This is a genomic window from Cytobacillus sp. Bac17 (assembly GCF_024519925.1).
Lineage (GTDB): Bacteria > Bacillota > Bacilli > Bacillales > Cytobacillaceae > Cytobacillus > Cytobacillus pseudoceanisediminis.
In genome coordinates this window covers 1-18,758 of record NZ_JALJRC010000026.1, presented here as the reverse complement: position 1 = coordinate 18,758, position 18,758 = coordinate 1, and the positions used below count along the sequence as shown (strand labels likewise).

Here is an 18,758-nt window from a genome sequence, read left to right as displayed (position 1 = left end):
TAGGGAGCGTCTCGTTCCCTTATACCATTTAGAGACTAGGGGGAAATTGACGTGAATTTAGTTTTAATGGGGCTCCCTGGTGCCGGAAAAGGTACACAAGCCGAGAAGATCGTCCAAAAATACGGCATCCCTCATATCTCTACTGGAGATATGTTCCGTGCGGCTATTAAAGACGAAACGGACCTAGGCCTTAAAGCAAAATCATTCATGGATAAAGGCGAGCTTGTTCCTGATGAAGTAACAATCGGCATTGTCCGTGAACGTTTAAGCAAGGATGATTGCGAAAAAGGCTTTTTGCTGGATGGCTTCCCAAGAACGGTTGCCCAAGCAGATGCCCTTGAAAACATCCTTTCTGATTTAAACAAGAAAATTGATTATGTCATAAATATTGATGTTGATCAGAGCATTCTAATGGAACGTCTTACCGGACGCCGCATCTGTAAAGACTGCGGAGCTACTTATCACTTAGTATTCAATCCGCCAGCGAAGGACGGAGTGTGCGATCGCTGTGGCGGTGAGCTGTATCAGCGTGCTGATGATAATGAAGCTACTGTTCAGAATAGACTTGACGTTAATATTAAACAAACAAAACCGTTGCTTGATTTCTACGAAACGAAAGGTTATCTGCGCAATATTGATGGTCAGCAAGATATTAATAAAGTATTTTCTGATCTTGATGCTTTGCTCGGGGGCTTACAATGATCATTTGCAAAACCCCGCGTGAACTTGATATAATGCGTGAGGCCGGCAGGATCGTAGCACTTACACACCAGGAACTGAAGAAACATATTGTACCCGGAATCACAACCCGCGAATTAGATGATATTGCTGACCAGTTTATCCGTAAACACGATGCAATCCCGTCTTTTAAAGGGTATAATGGTTTCCGCGGCAGCATTTGTGCTTCAGTTAACGATGAACTTGTTCACGGGATCCCTGGTGATCGAGTTTTAAATAACGGTGATATAATCAGCATTGATATCGGTGCTAAATATAACGGTTATCATGGTGACTCAGCCTGGACTTATGCTATTGGCCAAATTGATGAGGAATCCGAGCGTCTGATGGATGTGACAGAGGAATCGTTATATAAGGGTCTTGAAGAAGCAAAACCGGGTGAGCGCTTGTCGAACATCTCCCATGCTATCCAAACGTATGCGGAATCTAATGGCTTTTCCATTGTACGCGAGTATGTCGGCCATGGTGTAGGGCAAGACTTACATGAGGATCCCCAAATTCCTCATTATGGACCGCCTAACAGAGGGCCGCGCTTAAAGCCGGGTATGGTACTTGCTATTGAACCTATGGTGAATGCAGGAAGTCGTTATGTTAAAACCTTAACCGATAACTGGACAGTTGTTACGGTTGACGGTAAAAGGTGTGCACATTTTGAGCACACAATAGCGATCACTGAAACCGGTTATGAAATATTAACAAAAGCCTAAGGTGCAGGTGATTCCATTGGTTGGTTCTGATACGAATCCGCAGCCTGGTCAAATTGTTTTGATCAAAAGCGGGCGCGATGCTGGTCAATATGCTATAATTATAAGGTTGATGGATGAAAGGTTTGTTATGCTTGCTGACGGCGGCAGGAAGAAATTTGATTGCCCGAAGAAAAAGAACATTCAGCATCTGCAATTGCTTAATTATATCTCTCCAGAAGTTCAGACCAGTCTCGAGGAGACCGGCCGTGTAACAAACGGAAAGTTGCGCTTTGCGCTTGCAAAGTATGTAAATGAATTCGTATATGATATGAAGAAGGGAGTATCGTTCAATGGCGAAAGACGATGTAATTGAAATAGAAGGCACAGTTGTTGATACTTTGCCAAATGCAATGTTTAAGGTAGAATTAGAAAATGGTCATACAGTGCTAGCTCATGTATCCGGTAAGATCCGTATGCACTTCATCCGCATTTTACCTGGAGATAAAGTAACAGTTGAGCTATCTCCATATGATTTAACACGCGGTAGAATCACATATCGTTTTAAATAATCATTGCACTCCGTACTATTAAGGAGGTTAGGATAATGAAAGTAAGACCATCAGTTAAACCAATCTGCGAAAAGTGTAAAGTTATCCGCAGACGTGGAAAAGTAATGGTTATCTGTGAAAACCCTAAACATAAACAAAAACAAGGTTAAATTGAAGGAGGTGCGCTTATACAATGGCACGTATTGCTGGTGTAGATGTTCCACGTGAAAAACGTGTAGTAATCTCATTAACTTATATCTTTGGTATTGGTAAATCTACAGCTCAAAAAGTTTTGGCTGAAGCTGGTGTTTCTGAAGACACTCGTGTTCGTGATCTTACAGAAGATGAACTTAACAAAATCCGTGACATCATTGACAAATTGAAAGTTGAAGGTGACCTTCGCCGTGAAGTATCACTTAACATCAAACGTCTAATGGAGATCGGAAGCTATCGCGGTCTACGTCATCGCCGTGGTTTACCGGTTCGCGGACAAAACACAAAAAACAACGCTCGTACTCGCAAAGGTCCTCGTAAGACTGTAGCGAACAAGAAGAAATAATCGGTAAAGGAGGTACTTTAAATGGCTCGTAAAACTAATACACGTAAGCGTCGTGTGAAAAAGAATATTGAACAAGGTATTGCACATATCCGTTCTACTTTCAATAACACAATCGTAACTATCACTGATGTTCATGGAAATGCAGTTTCCTGGTCAAGTGCTGGAGCTCTTGGATTCAAAGGTTCTCGTAAATCTACTCCATTCGCAGCGCAAATGGCAGCTGAAACTGCAGCTAAAACTTCTCAGGAACACGGTATGAAATCTCTTGAAGTAACTGTTAAAGGACCTGGTGCAGGACGTGAAGCTGCTATCCGTGCTCTTCAAGCTGCTGGTCTAGAAGTTACTGCTATCAGAGACGTAACTCCAGTTCCTCATAACGGATGTCGTCCACCAAAACGCCGCCGTGTATAATTTTTCTGTATAGATTTTGTATCCTTGTCTATAATGGGATATGATACTAATTTTTTAGTTATACAGAATAATTATTCCAGTTGTTGTGCACAAAACGGGAACGTATACATGGGGGAATTTCGGTTAGAGATTGCTAGCCGGGGTTTCGACGTTTTGAAGGAGGGTATATTTTGATGATCGAAATAGAAAAACCAAAAATCGAAACGGTTGAGATCAGCGATGATGCCAAGTACGGCAAGTTCGTCGTCGAGCCACTTGAGCGTGGATATGGTACAACTTTGGGTAACTCCTTACGTCGTATCCTTTTATCCTCACTCCCAGGTGCCGCTGTCACATCGATCCAAATTGATGGGGTACTTCATGAGTTCTCAACAATTGAAGGCGTCGTAGAAGATGTAACATCTATCATTTTAAACATTAAAAAACTAGCACTTAAAATCTACTCTGATGAAGAAAAAACATTGGAAATCGATGTTCAGGGTGAAGGTGTAGTGAAGGCAGCTGACGTAACTCATGACAGCGATGTTGAAATCCTTAATCCGGATCTTCATATTGCTACTCTAGGTTCAAATGCCCACCTGCGCATGCGTTTAACTGCAAGACGCGGACGAGGGTATACACCAGCTGACCAAAACAAGAGAGAAGATCAGCCAATCGGTGTGATTCCGATCGATTCCATCTACACTCCAGTATCTCGCATTTCTTATCAGGTAGAGAATACACGTGTGGGTCAAATGACTAACTATGATAAGTTAACATTCGATGTTTGGACTGACGGAAGTACAGGTCCTCAAGATGCGGTTGCACTTGGAGCGAAGATCTTAACTGAGCATTTGAATATCTTTGTCGGTTTAACTGATGAAGCTCAAAATGCCGAAATCATGGTTGAAAAAGAAGAAGACCAAAAAGAGAAAGTACTTGAGATGACAATTGAAGAACTTGATTTATCTGTACGTTCTTACAACTGCTTAAAGCGTGCTGGCATCAATACTGTTCAGGAATTAGCCAATAAGACTGAAGAGGATATGATGAAGGTCCGTAACCTGGGCAGAAAGTCACTTGAGGAAGTAAAACATAAATTAGAAGATCTTGGACTGGGCTTACGCAAAGACGATTGATTGATGTAAATTGATTCATCATCTTTATATGTTTGGCTTTCAGCAGATTGAATGACTTCAACAAAGGAGGGAAACTTTCATGGGATACAGAAAGTTAGGACGCACTAGCTCACAACGTAAAGCTATGCTGCGTGACTTAGCAACAGATCTAATCATCAATGAGCGCATTGAAACAACTGAAGCTCGTGCAAAAGAACTTCGTTCAGTTGTTGAGAAAATGATCACTCTTGGAAAGCGCGGCGACTTGCATGCACGCCGTCAAGCAGCTGCTTTTGTTCGCAATGAGGTAGCTAACGCTGAAACTGACCAGGATGCAGTTCAAAAATTATTCAGCGACATCGCAACTCGTTATGAAGAGCGCCAAGGCGGATACACTCGTATTATGAAACTTGGACCTCGTCGTGGAGACGGTGCGCCAATGGTAATCATCGAGTTAGTATAATTTTTTAAGGAAAGGGCGCGGGACAGTTTCATTGAACTTGTTCTTTGCCCTTTTTCTATAAAAGCGGCTGTTTCCTTAATATGTTAGGAACGCCTATTTCAGGCCAAAAACGAGCGTTACGATGAGCATGTACAGCTATTATACAGGGATGGATGACCAATAGATTCCCCATTACCTGGTACACTGTCTTGTCTAGCTCATGCACCTCTTCCGGAAAGAAGATTTGCGCCCGGCAGTTTACTGCCTGACGGAAAGAGGTGCAGGCTTTTTTAAATTTAGTATGTTCATAAACCATAAGGAAATCGAGGTCTCTGAACAGTCATACTATAGCAAGAACCAACCACCATACTGCGTCAGTATGAGCTTTTAATAGGGAGGCATAATAGGCATCCAATAAGCTTAGATAGCAGAAATCCAGATTTTCTTGTGTATTACAAGTGTGGGAGAATGGTATCATTCAACGCTTGCTATCCGGTAACATAACCTATTATCGAACTATTTAAAGCTCGCCAAAAATGGCGGGTTTTTTCATTAGGATAAGAATATTAGAGCAGAGCTGAAATAGAGAAGCAGAGCTGAGAGGAGGACTTCACATGAACGAGCCGCTGGTAGAATTGAAAAATGTTTCGTTTAAATACGATGCAGAGGCTGGATATGCGCTGCACAATGTCTCTTTCAATATATGGAAAGGGGAATGGCTTGCTATTGTTGGCCATAATGGTTCCGGGAAATCAACACTAGCCAAACTGCTGAATGGCCTGCATTATCCTCTGGAAGGCAGTATTACAGTAGGAGGAATTCCATTGACCGAAGAGACCGTCTGGGAAACCAGAAAGAAGATCGGCATGGTTTTTCAGAATCCGGATAACCAGTTTGTCGGAACGACCGTACAGGATGATGTGGCTTTTGGTTTAGAAAACCATGGAATTGAAAGAAATGACATGGTTCAGCGTGTTGCGCAATCACTGGAGAAAGTCAAAATGGAACAATTTCTTAATCAAGAGCCGCACCATCTTTCTGGCGGCCAGAAACAAAGGGTGGCCATTGCCGGCGTCATCGCCCTAAGGCCGGACATTATAATTCTGGACGAGTCAACCTCCATGCTTGATCCAAGAGGGCGTGAAGAGGTGCTTGAAACCGTCAGAGAGCTGAAGCAGGACTATCATATGACAGTCATCTCCATCACACATGATTTGGAGGAAGCTGCAAAGGCTGATCGCATCGTGGTTATGAACAGAGGACAGTTATATCGGGAAGGCACACCTGAGGAAATCTTTCAAATGGATGAAGAGCTTGTAAAGCTGGGCCTGGATATTCCTTTTCCTGTGAAGCTAAGCAAGATATTAAGAGAAAAAGGCTTGCCGTTATCAAGGCATTATTTATCTGAAGAAGAGTTGGTGGAAGAATTATGGACATCTCACTCCAAAATGTAGAATACCGGTATCAGGTCAATACGCCATTTGAACGCCTCGCGATAAAGGATGTTTCCATTGATATTCCATCAGGCACGTTTCTGGCAATTATCGGTCATACGGGATCAGGCAAATCGACTGTCCTCCAGCATTTAAATGGCCTGCTTAAACCGACAGAAGGCCAGGTAGTGATTGGAGAGCGTCTGATCACCTCGCATAAGAAACAAAAAAACCTGAAGGAAATCCGCCAAAGGGTCGGCATCGTGTTTCAATTTCCTGAGCATCAGCTGTTTGAGGAAACGGTCGAGAAAGATATATGCTTTGGTCCGATGAACTTCGGAGTGTCAGAAGAGGAAGCCAAAAAAAGAGCAAGAGCAGCCATAAGCCAGGTTGGCCTGCCGGAGGAAATTTTACACAAGTCCCCATTTGACCTGTCAGGCGGCCAAATGAGACGGGTGGCGATAGCCGGAGTACTGGCAATGGAGCCTGATGTCATTGTCCTGGATGAGCCTACTGCAGGGCTTGACCCGCGGGGCAGAAAAGAAATCATGGATATGTTCTACAGCCTGCATGGTACAAGAGGGCTATCGACAGTGCTAGTGACACATAGCATGGAGGACGCCTCCCGCTATGCTGATCAGATTGTCATCATGCACAACGGTGAAGTGTACAGAAAGGGAACGCCTAAAGAAATCTTTTCTTCTCCGGAAGGCTTGCTTAAGCTTGGCCTCGATGTTCCGGAGGTTGTCCGTTTTCAGCTGAAAATGGAAGAATCACTTAACATCCGTTTCTCTAAGACATGTCTGACCATGGATGAGCTGACGGATGAGATTGCTGCTGCGATGAAAAGGGGGACGCCAAAATGATGGATAAAATGATCTTTGGGCGCTATGTTCCGGCAGAGTCTGTCCTGCACAGGATGGATCCCCGTTCTAAGCTAGTCCTTATTTTCTTATTCGTGTGCATTGTCTTCCTGGCAAATAATATGCTGACATACGGCTTACTTACGGTTTACACCTTTTTGATGATTGCTTTATCGAAGGTTCCGATCCGGTTTATCTATACAGGGTTAAAGCCGGTCCTTCTGCTTGTTATTTTTACATTATTCCTCCACTTGTTTTTGACAAAAGAGGGTGAAGTCCTCTTCCGTTTTGGATGGATTACAATCTATGAAGAAGGTTTGAGACAGGGGATTTTCATATCATTGCGCTTCTTCCTGCTCATTCTGATGACTTCCATTCTGACTTTGACAACGACTCCGATTGAAATAACGGATGGTCTGGAAAGCCTGCTGGCTCCATTGAATAAAATCAAGTTTCCGGTGCATGAACTGGCATTAATGATGTCGATTTCTCTTCGCTTTATCCCGACACTTATGCAGGAAACGGATAAAATCATGAAAGCTCAGACAGCCAGGGGAGTCGACTTTTCAAGCGGCCCGATTAAAGAACGTATCAAAGCCATTATTCCTCTCTTAATCCCTTTGTTTGTCAGTTCGTTCAAACGGGCTGAGGAGCTTGCTGTAGCGATGGAGTCACGCGGCTATAGAGGCGGGGGAGGCAGAACGAAATACAGGCAGCTTAACTGGGGTCTGAAGGATACGGCTATGCTGGCAATGCTTGCAGCCCTGACTCTGGTGTTAATCCTGCTGAGGACGTAATGAGGTGACCCTATGCAAAGATTTAAATGTAATATAACGTATGACGGCACCCATTTTGCAGGCTATCAGGTGCAGCCTGGCAAGCGGACTGTTCAAGGAGAGCTGGAGAGGGCCTTAAAGAAGCTTCATAAAGGAGAAGACATCAAGGTCACAGCCTCAGGCAGAACCGATGCAGGTGTCCATGCACGGGGCCAGGTGATCCATTTCGATTCCCCTTTGAATATTCCTATTGAAAAATGGGAAATCGCCCTTAATTCCCTGCTGCCGGATGAGGTGGCCATAGTAGGGGCTGAGACAGTGCCTGATGACTTTCATGTCCGTTTTGATGCGAAAGGGAAGGAATATCGGTACTTCGTGCATCGCTCATCCAGGAGAGACCCTTTTAAACGACATTATGCCTATCATTACCCCTATCCCTTAAATACGGATGCAATCAAACAAGCGGCTGCGGATTTAATAGGGACACATAATTTTACAAGCTTCTGCTCCGCTAAGACGGAAGTGGAGGATAAGGTCAGGGAACTACAGGAGATAGAGGTGCAGGAAAAAGAGGATACGCTCATCTTCCGCTTTAGAGGCACCGGATTCTTATATAATATGGTCCGCATCCTGGCCGGCACACTACTTGAAGTTGGCTCAGGGGAAAGAGACCCCGATTCCATGCCTTCTGTTCTTAAAGAAAAAAACAGATCAGCTGCAGGGAAAACAGCGCCTCCTCAAGGTTTATATTTGTGGAAAGTTTTTTATTAAAATTTTGGAAAAAACAATTGAAGAACCGCGAGGGCGCGTTGTAAAGCCAAACTCATATAAAAAAAGAGTTTAAAACAACTAAACCAGGTGTAACATTCGCTTGACATTGGACTGTCAAAGTTATATTATAGCATATGGTATTATTATTAAAACCACGATAAGCCCCGGAACTTATTGTGTCGAATAGATAAACCAAAAAAATGATTATGAATGGAATTATTAGGAGGGAAACTGATGCGTACAACGTTTATGGCGAATTCAAACAATATCGAACGTAAATGGTACGTGATTGATGCTGAAGGCAAAACTCTTGGTCGTCTTGCTAGTGAAGTTGCATCAATTCTACGTGGTAAACATAAACCAACTTATACACCACATGTTGATACTGGTGATCATGTAATTCTTATCAATGCTTCAAAAATCGAACTTACTGGGAAAAAGCTTACTGACAAGATCTACTATCGTCACAGCATGCACCCAGGCGGTCTAAAAACAAGAACTGCTCTTGAAATGCGTACAAACTACCCTGAGAGAATGCTTGAGCTTGCAATCAAAGGCATGCTTCCAAAGAACTCTCTTGGTCGTCAAATGTTCAAGAAATTACACGTATATGCTGGTAGCGAACATAAGCACCAAGCACAACAACCTGAAGTTTACGAACTTCGTGGATAATTTTTAGGGAGGTTATTAACTTGGCACAGGTTCAATATATTGGTACTGGTCGTCGTAAGAGCTCCGTTGCACGTGTTCGTTTAGTTCCAGGCGACGGTAAAATCATCATCAATGGTCGTGAAATCACAGATTACATTCCTTTTGCAGCTTTACGTGAAGTTGTAAAACAGCCGCTTGTAGCTACTGAAACTGTTAACAGCTACGACATTCTTGTAAATGTAAACGGCGGTGGATACACTGGTCAAGCTGGCGCAATCCGCCACGGCATCGCTCGTGCATTGCTTCAAGCAGATCCAGAATTCCGTCCAACATTAAAGCGCGCAGGACTATTAACTCGTGACGCACGTATGAAAGAGCGTAAGAAATACGGTCTTAAAGGTGCTCGTCGTGCTCCTCAGTTCTCAAAGCGTTAATATTTGCTTATCAAAGCTCTCAGCCATTTTGGCTGGGAGTTTTTTTATTTCTTATTTTATTTATTTGCAGCTTTTTTATTCGGCACAGCTCAGCCAGTTGGCCAGGCTTTGTGTTTGTGCACTTTTAAGAAATGGGAAAATATATTTTTGCAAATATGGGCCTGAGAGGGGATTATTCACGCTGAGGGAGCCTCAGCGAATCTTAGGCAGCATATGTTAGCGTTTTCATTCACTATCTCGCCCATATCCTCCCGTCTTTCCCTAATACCCTTGAATATGTATTTAAGCATGTTACGATAGATAACGTTGATAAAATACGAACGGTTATACGAACAGTTTGTTCATTTAAAGGAGGATGTCCATGTTAGCCAATAAAACAATTGCTTTTTTAGGAGCAGGGTCAATGGCTGAATCAATGATCTCGGGAGTGATGACAGCTGGGGAAATATCACCCGATCGAGTATTTGTAACGAATAGGAGCAATGCAGACAGACTGGAAGAGATTCATGATAAGTACGGTGTGAGTGCGATGCCCCAAAGCGAGCTTCCATTTGAGGAGATTGATTTATTCATTTTAGCCATGAAACCAAAAGGTGCAGAGGAAGCTCTGCGTTCGATTAAAGATAAATTAAATCCCGGCCAGGTAATTCTTTCTGTTTTGGCAGGCATTACAACTGAGTTCATGGAAGACCATTTAAATCCGGGACAGCAGGTTGTGCGTGTGATGCCAAATACTTCGAGCATGATTCAGGAATCTGCGACGGCTGTCGTGGCAGGCAAGAATACCAGCATGGCCAATGTAGAATTGGTTAAGGAATTGCTGGAATGCATGGGGGAAGTGTATATCATTGATGAAGACCAGATGGATGTTTTTACGGGATTAGCCGGAAGCGGTCCTGCTTACTTCTATTATCTGATGGAAAATATGGAGCGGGTAGGGGTGCAAAAAGGCATGGATGAAGAGACTGTACGAAAAATTGTCGCCCAGACGATTTTTGGAGCAGCTAAGATGGTGCTTGAAAAGGATGAAGCTCCAACTTCTCTTAGAGAGAAAGTGACCTCGCCAAATGGCACAACTGCTTCAGGGCTCGAAGCTTTAAGGAGATACAATGGAGGAGAAGCTATCACACAGGCAGTGGAGCATGCCGCCAAACGTTCAAAGGAGATCAGCGAAGAATTGGAAGGCGCCCTTGTCACTTCCTAAGGGAAATGGGATTTATAAGTTCACAGGAGGTATTGGATGTTGAGTAAAGAAAAGCAGATAAAAAGAGTTGTTATTAAGATCGGAAGCAGCTCACTAACAAGCATGCATGGGGAGATCAGCCGCAGAAAGCTTGAAAAATTTGCAGAGCAAATTGTCGAGCTGAAGGATGCTGGCTATGAAACAGCTGTCGTGTCATCAGGTGCTGTAGCTGCAGGCTACCGGAAGCTCGGCTGCCTTAACCGTCCTTCTTCCCTTCCGGAAAAACAGGCTGCTGCTTCAATTGGCCAGGGCTTATTAATGGAATCTTACTCAGAACTCTTTTTATCTCACGGGTATGTCGCTTCACAAATCTTAATTACCAGAAGCGATTTCTCCGATGAAAAGCGTTATGGCAACATGCATAACACCATGAATGTGCTGCTGGAGCGCGGAATCATCCCGATTATAAATGAAAATGACACGGTTACAGTCGACCGTTTGCGATTCGGGGACAATGATACCCTGGCGGCAAAAGTGGCAGGTCTGATCGATGCTGATTTATTGATTATTTTATCAGACGTTGACGGCCTCTATGACTGCAACCCCAATGACAATCCTGGTGCAAGTCTTCTGGAGAGGGTTCACAGCATTACACCTGAAATTGAAGCTGCTGCAGGAGGATCTGGAAGTGCTGTAGGAACAGGCGGCATGAAGTCAAAAATCCAGGCAGTGAAAATTGCCATGGCTGCGGGAATTGATTCTTTTTTAGGAAAAGCAGGTACGGAAAATATCTTAATGGAAGCTGTGGAAGGCAGGGCGAAAGGAACCTACTTCAAGCCGGAACCGGATGCATTCAATCTGGATAACCAGAAACAGTGGATTGCATTTCACTCAGGCCCTGAAGGCAAGGTGACCATCAGCTCTCATGGGATAGAGGCGATTGTGGATCATCAGGAAAACCTTTATCTCTCTGATATTCAGGAAGTAAAAGGGCGATTTAAAAATGGCGCAGTTGTCCGCATTCTGGATGAAGAGGGAAAAGAAATCGGCCTCGGCCGCATTAATTATTCAAACGAACAGTTAAATGACCATACAGCAGATGAAGAGCTGGAACCGGCCATTGCTCAAGAAACGTTTGTATGTTCCCGCGACTTTAAGCTGCCGGCACTTGTTTAAACTAATAGGAGGGATTCAATGACTACTGCATCAGCAGTAAAGACAAATAATGTAGAAGAACAGGCGAAAAAAGCCAGGAAGGCTGCCAAAACATTAAGTATTTTAACAACGGAAGAAAAGAACGAAGCACTCCATACAGTTGCAGATGATTTGGAGACTGGATATGAATCAATTCTTGCAGCCAATATGGCCGATTTAAAAAACGGCAAGGAAAATGGATTTGAAGAGGCATATATGGACCGGCTGTCATTGACTAAAGAGCGGGTTTTTGAATTTGCAGCCGGACTTCGCCAGGTAGCTGAACTTCCCGATCCGGTTGGAGACGTCATGTCTGGATGGACTTTGGATAATGGGCTGAAGGTTGAAGAGGTCCGGGTTCCGCTGGGTGTCATCGGCATGATTTATGAAGCAAGACCCAATGTAACAGCAGATGCAGCAGGTCTGGCTTTAAAGTCAGGAAATGCCATTGTCCTAAAAGGCGGATCATCAGCCCTGAGCTCGAATCAGGCTATAGTGGAGATCATTCATGGTGCTCTTGAAAAAACGAAAATACCTAAAGAGGCTGTTCAATTTATTGCCACAGCAGACAGAGAAGCGGCAATGCAGCTGTTTACAATGAAGGAGCATATTGATGTCTTAATTCCAAGAGGCGGCGCATCCCTTATTAAGGCAGTGGTTGAGAATGCAACAGTGCCTGTTCTTGAAACAGGGGTGGGAAACTGCCATATCTATGTAGATAAGGAAGCGAATCCTGAAAAAGCGATCAATATCCTGGTTAATGCCAAAACAGACCGTCCGGCTGTCTGCAACGCAGCAGAAACGCTGATTGTACATGAAGCATGGCTTAACCAGCATAAAGATTTGCTTGCAGAAGCTCTGAAAAAGCACGGTATAACAGTACATGGAGATAAGGCTGCGGCAAAAGCTTTGCCTAATGTTGTGCCAGTGAGCGAGAGCGATTGGGCAAATGAATATTTAAGCCTGGATTTGGCGGTAAAAACCGTTGATAGCCTTGAACAGGCCATTGATCATATTGACCGATATGGAACAAAGCATTCTGAGGCGATCATTACGGAAAATGGTGAAACAGCCAAAAGATTCATGCAGCTGACAGATGCTGCAGCATTGTACCATAATGCCTCGACCAGATTCACAGATGGAGGGGCTCTTGGCTTCGGTGCTGAAATCGGCATATCCACACAGAAGCTCCATGCGAGAGGCCCAATGGGACTGCCGGCATTAACAACCCGAAAATATCTCATGTCCGGAAATGGACAGATCCGATAAAAAGCGTATTTAAAAGCATCAGCTCCGGCTGGTGCTTTGCGTAAAAAATAAGAATTTATTCCTGTATTAGATACTTGTCTGACTATAGGAAGAGGCGATTTTAATCGGGGTTCCTTTAAGCGGGCTCCTTTCGCTTTTCTGATAAAAAATTGGCAGCCGATTCGCGGCTGCTTTTTGCATTTCTCTCCCTCTGCAGATAAAGACTATCCTCAAGGGGTGAGAAAGCAGTGACTGTCATAACAACGTTTAAAGAGAAAAAAAGAGAAAAGCAGATCAAATATGAAAAATCCGTCCTTCGGGAAATTTCGATAAAAGCTTTAAAAGAGAAAGTACAGCAATTTTTTGGTTCTTCCAGATTTGTCTCCGGTCTGATGATGAATGCCGGAATTGAGGAGGCATGCTATGATGTTGCGATTGAAGCCTATTTGCTGGGGGCCAACTACAGCCGTTTTGGGCTCTATGGCGAATCGCTGGATCAGGTCCGCCATAGATGTGAAAAAGAGTATAAGCATTTAGTGGACACACTATATAACTTTTTCCTTTATTGGGGTCATGGTTCGGAAGCGGTAATGAGCGAATCCCTTTATTATATGTGTGAGCAATATGTAAGCAGCTGGTGGTCGGAAGGATTCAATAAAGGGGAGAGAAGGCATAAATTGCGTCTCCACTGAAAAGTACAATGTAAAAAGGGGTGTCCTGATCAAAGTTCTAGATCTCCATCTTGTCCCATATATTGAAATGAGGATAAGCAGGGGGGACTGATTGGGACATATGAAGAAAAAATTAAAAATAGGCGGGTTTGCGATCGGGCTTATCGTCCTTTTTCTAATTTTGCAATATGACTTTACGGATGATGATTCCTGGGAATCGTGGAATCTTCCTTTAACAGGAAAGATTATCTTGCTTGATCCCGGCCATGGCGGTCCGGATGGCGGGGCAGGCGATGAAGGTGCACTTGAGAAGGATATCGCATTGGATGTATCATTAAAAGTAAGGGACTACCTTCAGGAGCAGGGAGCGCTTGTGCTGATGACGAGGGAGGAAGACAGAGACCTTGCACCAGAGGGAACCAGGGGTTACAGCCGGAGGAAAGTAGAAGACCTGAAGAAACGGCTTGAAATGATCAATACTTCTAATTCTGATTTTTATGTCAGCATTCATTTAAATTCAATTCCTTCCCCCAGATGGAGCGGAGCGCAGACTTTCTATGCACCGGCGATTAAGGAAAATGCCAAAGCGGCAAAGTTCATACAGGACGAACTCCGCCGCAACCTGGAGAATACCAAGCGGAATTCGAAGCCTTTAAACAATGTTTTTATTTTAAAATACGCCAAAAAGCCAGGTGTCCTAGTAGAAGTTGGGTTCTTATCAAATCCGGGGGAACGGGCCAATCTGAAAACTGATGAATATCAGGATAAAATTGCTGCCTCCATTTACAATGGAATCATGCGCTACTATACCAATGAAAAAGAACTGACCGAAACATGGGAATGAAAAGGCGCTTAAAAAGTGCCTTTTCTTTTTAGAATGCAGGGAAATAGTGAATGTATCCCTGGTGTGATAGAATTAACAGTATAGAATATTCAATATGTTATACTAAATTGGAAACGAATTCAGAAGGCGGGTGCAATGTATGTTAACTGAACAGAAAGTCAAAGAAGCTTTAAACGGCTTAAAGGAACCATTTATACATAGAACATTGGGCGAACTTAACGCCATTGAAGAAATTAAAATCAAGGAAGAAAAGAACCATGTCAGCGTCAAGATTCAAATTGCCAAGACAGGTACAGCTGAACAGCTTCAGCTTCAGACTCAAATCGTCAATCTTCTAAAAGAGGCAGGAGCGGAAACCGTTGGCATACGCTTCAGCGAGCTTCCGGATGAAGTGCTTTCACAATATAGAGAGGCAGCGGCTGAAGAAGACAAAGGCCTGCTTTCTTCTGGAAATAAAACTGAGTTTATTGCGATTGCCAGCGGAAAAGGCGGAGTCGGCAAATCCACCGTATCTGTAAACCTGGCAGTATCCCTGGCCCGTTTAGGAAAAAAGGTCGGTCTGATCGATGCCGATATTTATGGATTCAGCGTACCGGATATGATGGGCATTACAAAGCGCCCCGTAGTTAGAGGAGAAAGGATTCTGCCGGTTGAGCGCTTTGGAGTAAAGGTGATTTCAATGGGATTCTTTGTAGAAGATAATGCACCAATTATCTGGAGAGGCCCAATGCTTGGCAAAATGCTGAACAGCTTCTTCAATGAAGTAGAATGGGGCGAATTGGATTACCTTCTTCTTGATTTGCCGCCGGGAACAGGAGATGTGGCCCTGGATGTGCACACAATGCTCCCTTCCTGCAAGGAAATCGTTGTGACAACTCCGCATCCTACAGCTGCGTTTGTCGCTGCGAGGGCGGGTGCTATGGCACTTCGTACTGAGCATGAAATCCTGGGTGTTATTGAGAACATGGCCTATTTCGAGAGCCAATTGACTGGTGAAAGAGAGCACGTATTTGGTCAAGGCGGCGGTGAAAAGCTTGCTGAGGAACTGCGGACAGAAGTGCTGGGCCAGCTGCCTCTTCAGCAGCCTGATTGGAATGAAGAAGACTTCGCACCGTCCATTTATGATGAAGAACATAAGCTCGGACAGATTTATACAGATATCGCCCGCAAAGTTATCCAATCAATTGAAAGCAAGTAATGAAAGAAACCTCTTCCGAATTGGAAGAGGTTTTCTTTTTAAAGGTGGAGTTATGCTCCGCCTCCCTGGCCGCCACCGCCGCCGCCTTGGTCTGCACCCTGGCCGCCGCCTTCACCGCCGCTTTCTTCACCGCCTTGCTGACCGCTTTTCGTTTCCTCTGCTGCTTTCAGAAGGATGTCCTGAATTTTTGCTTTAAAAAGCGGGCTTTCAAATGTCTCGGTCATTACTTTCTGTATATGCTCCCGATATTCCTTGCTTTTAAGGACATCCGTAACTTCTTTTTCGAGTTCGGGATCTTTAAGTACTTCTATCATCATTCCCCGATATTCAGGGTCTTTCATTAGATCTTTTAATAGCTGTTCATTTTCTTTCTGCATACTTTTTGCCATGCTTTCGGCAAACTTTGGATCATCAAAGGACTTCTTCCAAAACTCTGTACCTTTATCAGAGGTTAAGGTTTTTTCAATGGTATCGGCTACTACCTTTTGGTCCATGACCATCTTTTGCTGCATTTTTTCTTCAGCCATCAATTCTTCGAGCGCCTTTTTTCCTTCATCGGTCTTTAATATATCTACAACCATTTTTTTAGTCTGCTCATAATCCATTTGGCCGTTGCCCGTTTCACCTTGGCCGCAGCCTGATATGAAAAACACTAGCGCTAATGGAAGGAGCAAACGGAATTTTTTTATCATGATGAAGCTCCTTTCAGAGGTGTCCTTACCTTTAGAATGAAGAAATTCAGCAAATATTATGCGCTGGAAATACAATGCCTAGATTTTTCAAACTTTGGTTGGTACAATCATAAAGAATGAATTTATTTATTATGGGGGAAAAATAAATTGACTAGCCGTAATTGGGTAAAGCTTTTTATATCAACTCTTTTAGTTGGAGGATTAACTACTGGAGTTGTCGGATTTATTGTGCGCTGGGATGAATTTGCGCCTATTTTTACTGACTTCGATTTCCTTGAGATTCTGTCGGTATTCTTCTGGCTTATAGGTGTAGGATTAATCTTCAGCATCATTAGCCAAATGGGCTTCTTTGCATATTTGACGGTACACCGCTTCGGGTTGGGGATTTTTAAAGGATTGTGGAATCCTATTCAGATTGTCCTGATTTTATTTGCTTTGTTTGACTTGGTTTACTTCCGCTATAAGGCTTTTGCGGGAGGGGGAGACAGCATGCTTCCGTATATTGGCGTAGCGGCTTTTCTTCTTATAGTCGCACTTGTGGTTGCTGCAATTAAAGCAAAGCAGACCAATCAGCATGCATTTATTCCTGCAGTATTTTTTATGGTGGTTGTAACAGCCATTGAGTGGGTGCCGGTCTTAAGGGTAAATGAGGAAAGCTGGCTATATTTAATGCTGTTCCCATTACTAGTCTGCAACACCTACCAGCTGCTTATCCTTCATAAATTAAATGAGGATTCTCAAAAACAAAGAAGCAATCTAGCTCAAAAGCCATCCAAATAATGGATGGCTTTTGTTTTAAGTATAGAATTTTGAATGTCGATAACTGTCTGGCGCAAGCATCCTGCCCTCTCGTCTTGTGCTTATCGGGGGTGGGCAAGGCGCTTCGCTTATCTATTTTATTTCACTTGTCTTCGTCTCAGCATTAGCAATCATTTCAGAAACGGAAACGAATTTGAGTCCCTTGGCTTTTACATCATTTAAAATGAGCGGAAGGGCTTTGGCTGTTTGTTTTGCAGAATCGGACGCATGCAGAAGTACAATGTCTCCTTTTTTAGCTTTTGATACATTTTCTGCAATCCTCTCTGCACCCGGATTGGTCCAATCCTTTGAATCAACACTCCAATGGACAACAGTGTAGCCCATTCTTTCAGCGACCTTTAACGTTTTCTGGTCAAAATGTCCAGTTGGGGCGCGCACAAGCTTAATGTCTTTAATATTCAGCTTTCTAAATGCTTCCTGTGCTTTTGCGAGGTCTCTTCTGATCTTGTCTTCTTCTAGCTCTGTATAATCTTCATAGCCATAGCCCAGAATCCCAATTTCGTAACCTTCTTTGACGATTCTTGAAACTAAATCCGGATGTCGTTCGGCCCAGGAACCAGCCAGAAAAAAGGTCGCCGCTTTAACATTCTCTTCTTTGAGAATATCCAGTATGGGTTCTGCTTTTACATCCCCCCATCCAATATTAAAGGTGAGGGCTAAATCCTTTTCCCCTTTGTATATCGCTTTAGGCCCGTCTTTGGCTGAAAAAGCAGGCAAATGGACAATGCTCTGCATATAGAGGAACCAAGCTGTGAAAAATGCTGCAATGACAACCAGCGAAACTTGTTTTAAAGACTTACCATTCAATACATAAAAAAAGTTCATAACAATTCACCTCGTCCGATACCTTCCTAATCCATACCTATGCTGAACTTGTCTCTACCATGTATAAAAAATTCACTCATAATAAATCCTAAATGGAAAAATACTACAGAAAACAAATTGAATAATACAATGGAGGCAATCAAAATGATTGGAATGCTTTTAAACCAAAAAGAGCTGAAAGAAATGGAGTACCTCATTAAGCGGGAAATGGACGAAATATTATTCGATTTAAAAGATGACAGGATCGACCATATTGTCAAAAGAGCTATGGAAGAACGATATAAAATCTTATTTTCTTTATTTCAGCGTATGGCAACGCCAGCAGACTGCCTTAAATACATGCGTTCAAGACAGCATCGGGAAAATAAGGGATAATAGATATTTCTTTTCTTATTAAAAAAATATAAAAAGCTGTTGACTTGTTATTGGTATCTTGGTATATTAATAAACGTCGCTGATGACGGAAAGCACCAATAAAAAACAACTTAAAAAAAGTTGTTGACGTCGATGCTGACACGTGATATATTAAGAAAGTCGCTTCTGAGCGGCGGATTGATCTTTGAAAACTGAACGAACAAAAACGTCAACGTTAATTCTTTAGTCTTTTTTGAAAAGACAATTTATGAGCTTAATCAACTCTTATATGGAGAGTTTGATCCTGGCTCAGGACGAACG

Annotated in this window: 25 protein-coding genes; 23 read left to right on the top strand and 2 right to left on the bottom strand. The window is 43.2% G+C overall.

The genetic code is table 11. The features are described from left to right. Nucleotides 1-51 precede the first annotated feature (51 nt). The 21 genes from NR125_RS22720 (at nucleotide 52) to NR125_RS22620 (ending at nucleotide 15,747) form a co-directional block, all read left to right on the top strand. Nucleotides 52-702, top strand: coding sequence for an adenylate kinase (locus NR125_RS22720; protein ID WP_009336601.1), 651 nt, complete (start codon nucleotides 52-54; stop codon nucleotides 700-702). Beyond that, on the top strand, nucleotides 699-1,445 hold the full coding sequence (gene map, locus NR125_RS22715; RefSeq protein ID WP_009336602.1) for a type I methionyl aminopeptidase: 747 nt from the start codon (nucleotides 699-701) through the stop codon (nucleotides 1,443-1,445). The genes NR125_RS22720 and map overlap by 4 nt, the downstream gene beginning before the upstream one ends. A 16-nt stretch (nucleotides 1,446-1,461) precedes the next feature. Next, on the top strand, nucleotides 1,462-1,797 hold the full coding sequence (locus tag NR125_RS22710) for a KOW domain-containing RNA-binding protein (RefSeq protein WP_009336603.1): 336 nt from the start codon (nucleotides 1,462-1,464) through the stop codon (nucleotides 1,795-1,797). After that, the gene (gene infA / locus NR125_RS22705; protein WP_009336604.1) at nucleotides 1,775-1,993 is read left to right on the top strand and encodes a translation initiation factor IF-1; all 219 of its coding nucleotides are present in this window, start codon (nucleotides 1,775-1,777) and stop codon (nucleotides 1,991-1,993) included. Before NR125_RS22710 ends, infA begins: the two co-directional genes overlap by 23 nt. Nucleotides 1,994-2,028: 35 nt before the next feature. Further along, nucleotides 2,029-2,142, top strand: coding sequence for a 50S ribosomal protein L36 (gene rpmJ / locus NR125_RS22700; protein ID WP_000868344.1), 114 nt, complete (start codon nucleotides 2,029-2,031; stop codon nucleotides 2,140-2,142). A gap of 23 nt (nucleotides 2,143-2,165) precedes the next feature. Next, entirely contained in the window at nucleotides 2,166-2,531 is a 366-nt protein-coding gene (rpsM, locus tag NR125_RS22695) for a 30S ribosomal protein S13 (protein ID WP_009336605.1), read from the top strand. Between the two features lie 21 nt (nucleotides 2,532-2,552). Beyond that, complete coding sequence (gene rpsK, locus NR125_RS22690; protein ID WP_009336606.1) at nucleotides 2,553-2,942, top strand: 30S ribosomal protein S11; 390 nt, start codon at nucleotides 2,553-2,555, stop codon at nucleotides 2,940-2,942. Between the two features lie 173 nt (nucleotides 2,943-3,115). Further along, nucleotides 3,116-4,060 carry a DNA-directed RNA polymerase subunit alpha gene (locus NR125_RS22685; protein ID WP_009336607.1) on the top strand — a complete coding sequence of 315 codons (945 nt, stop codon included), beginning with the start codon at nucleotides 3,116-3,118 and terminating at the stop codon, nucleotides 4,058-4,060. Nucleotides 4,061-4,139: 79 nt separating this feature from the next. Then, on the top strand, nucleotides 4,140-4,502 hold the full coding sequence (gene rplQ, locus NR125_RS22680) for a 50S ribosomal protein L17 (RefSeq protein ID WP_009336608.1): 363 nt from the start codon (nucleotides 4,140-4,142) through the stop codon (nucleotides 4,500-4,502). A gap of 593 nt (nucleotides 4,503-5,095) precedes the next feature. Further along, complete coding sequence (locus NR125_RS22675; RefSeq protein ID WP_256816177.1) at nucleotides 5,096-5,935, top strand: energy-coupling factor ABC transporter ATP-binding protein; 840 nt, start codon at nucleotides 5,096-5,098, stop codon at nucleotides 5,933-5,935. After that, on the top strand, nucleotides 5,911-6,780 hold the full coding sequence (locus NR125_RS22670; protein WP_256816175.1) for an energy-coupling factor ABC transporter ATP-binding protein: 870 nt from the start codon (nucleotides 5,911-5,913) through the stop codon (nucleotides 6,778-6,780). The genes NR125_RS22675 and NR125_RS22670 overlap by 25 nt, the downstream gene beginning before the upstream one ends. Further along, on the top strand, nucleotides 6,777-7,574 hold the full coding sequence (locus tag NR125_RS22665; RefSeq protein ID WP_256816174.1) for an energy-coupling factor transporter transmembrane component T family protein: 798 nt from the start codon (nucleotides 6,777-6,779) through the stop codon (nucleotides 7,572-7,574). Before NR125_RS22670 ends, NR125_RS22665 begins: the two co-directional genes overlap by 4 nt. A gap of 12 nt (nucleotides 7,575-7,586) precedes the next feature. Then, the gene (gene truA / locus NR125_RS22660; RefSeq protein ID WP_256816172.1) at nucleotides 7,587-8,324 is read left to right on the top strand and encodes a tRNA pseudouridine(38-40) synthase TruA; all 738 of its coding nucleotides are present in this window, start codon (nucleotides 7,587-7,589) and stop codon (nucleotides 8,322-8,324) included. A gap of 234 nt (nucleotides 8,325-8,558) precedes the next feature. Beyond that, entirely contained in the window at nucleotides 8,559-8,996 is a 438-nt protein-coding gene (gene rplM / locus NR125_RS22655; RefSeq protein ID WP_009336613.1) for a 50S ribosomal protein L13, read from the top strand. 20 nt (nucleotides 8,997-9,016) lie between these two features. After that, the gene (gene rpsI / locus NR125_RS22650; protein WP_009336614.1) at nucleotides 9,017-9,409 is read left to right on the top strand and encodes a 30S ribosomal protein S9; all 393 of its coding nucleotides are present in this window, start codon (nucleotides 9,017-9,019) and stop codon (nucleotides 9,407-9,409) included. A 361-nt stretch (nucleotides 9,410-9,770) separates the two neighbouring features. Then, nucleotides 9,771-10,613: a pyrroline-5-carboxylate reductase gene (gene proC / locus NR125_RS22645; RefSeq protein ID WP_019382788.1), complete on the top strand. Its 843-nt coding sequence runs from the start codon at nucleotides 9,771-9,773 to the stop codon at nucleotides 10,611-10,613. Nucleotides 10,614-10,649: 36 nt separating this feature from the next. Further along, nucleotides 10,650-11,768 (top strand): glutamate 5-kinase, encoded by a 1,119-nt coding sequence (gene proB / locus NR125_RS22640; protein WP_009336616.1) that lies wholly within the window; start codon nucleotides 10,650-10,652, stop codon nucleotides 11,766-11,768. Between the two features lie 18 nt (nucleotides 11,769-11,786). Then, nucleotides 11,787-13,055, top strand: a complete 1,269-nt coding sequence (locus NR125_RS22635; RefSeq protein ID WP_256816169.1) for a glutamate-5-semialdehyde dehydrogenase — start codon at nucleotides 11,787-11,789, stop codon at nucleotides 13,053-13,055. 227 nt (nucleotides 13,056-13,282) lie between these two features. Further along, nucleotides 13,283-13,726: a YbaK family protein gene (locus tag NR125_RS22630; protein ID WP_009336618.1), complete on the top strand. Its 444-nt coding sequence runs from the start codon at nucleotides 13,283-13,285 to the stop codon at nucleotides 13,724-13,726. A 100-nt stretch (nucleotides 13,727-13,826) separates the two neighbouring features. Beyond that, on the top strand, nucleotides 13,827-14,549 hold the full coding sequence (gene cwlD / locus NR125_RS22625) for an N-acetylmuramoyl-L-alanine amidase CwlD (protein WP_071157975.1): 723 nt from the start codon (nucleotides 13,827-13,829) through the stop codon (nucleotides 14,547-14,549). 139 nt (nucleotides 14,550-14,688) lie between these two features. Beyond that, entirely contained in the window at nucleotides 14,689-15,747 is a 1,059-nt protein-coding gene (locus NR125_RS22620) for an Mrp/NBP35 family ATP-binding protein (RefSeq protein ID WP_071157941.1), read from the top strand. A 50-nt stretch (nucleotides 15,748-15,797) separates the two neighbouring features. Here NR125_RS22620 and gerD read toward each other — a convergent pair whose 3' ends face one another. After that, nucleotides 15,798-16,439, bottom strand: a complete 642-nt coding sequence (gene gerD, locus NR125_RS22615; RefSeq protein WP_256816167.1) for a spore germination lipoprotein GerD — start codon at nucleotides 16,437-16,439, stop codon at nucleotides 15,798-15,800. A gap of 147 nt (nucleotides 16,440-16,586) precedes the next feature. Between gerD and NR125_RS22610 the strand changes: the two genes are divergently transcribed. After that, nucleotides 16,587-17,219, top strand: coding sequence for a KinB-signaling pathway activation protein (locus NR125_RS22610; RefSeq protein WP_019382795.1), 633 nt, complete (start codon nucleotides 16,587-16,589; stop codon nucleotides 17,217-17,219). 111 nt (nucleotides 17,220-17,330) lie between these two features. Here the strand turns inward: NR125_RS22610 and pdaB are convergent, their stop codons facing one another. Next, nucleotides 17,331-18,083: a polysaccharide deacetylase family sporulation protein PdaB gene (gene pdaB, locus NR125_RS22605; protein ID WP_009336623.1), complete on the bottom strand. Its 753-nt coding sequence runs from the start codon at nucleotides 18,081-18,083 to the stop codon at nucleotides 17,331-17,333. Nucleotides 18,084-18,227: 144 nt separating this feature from the next. Between pdaB and NR125_RS22600 the strand changes: the two genes are divergently transcribed. Further along, nucleotides 18,228-18,458: a hypothetical protein gene (locus tag NR125_RS22600; protein WP_009336624.1), complete on the top strand. Its 231-nt coding sequence runs from the start codon at nucleotides 18,228-18,230 to the stop codon at nucleotides 18,456-18,458. Nucleotides 18,459-18,758 lie beyond the last annotated feature (300 nt).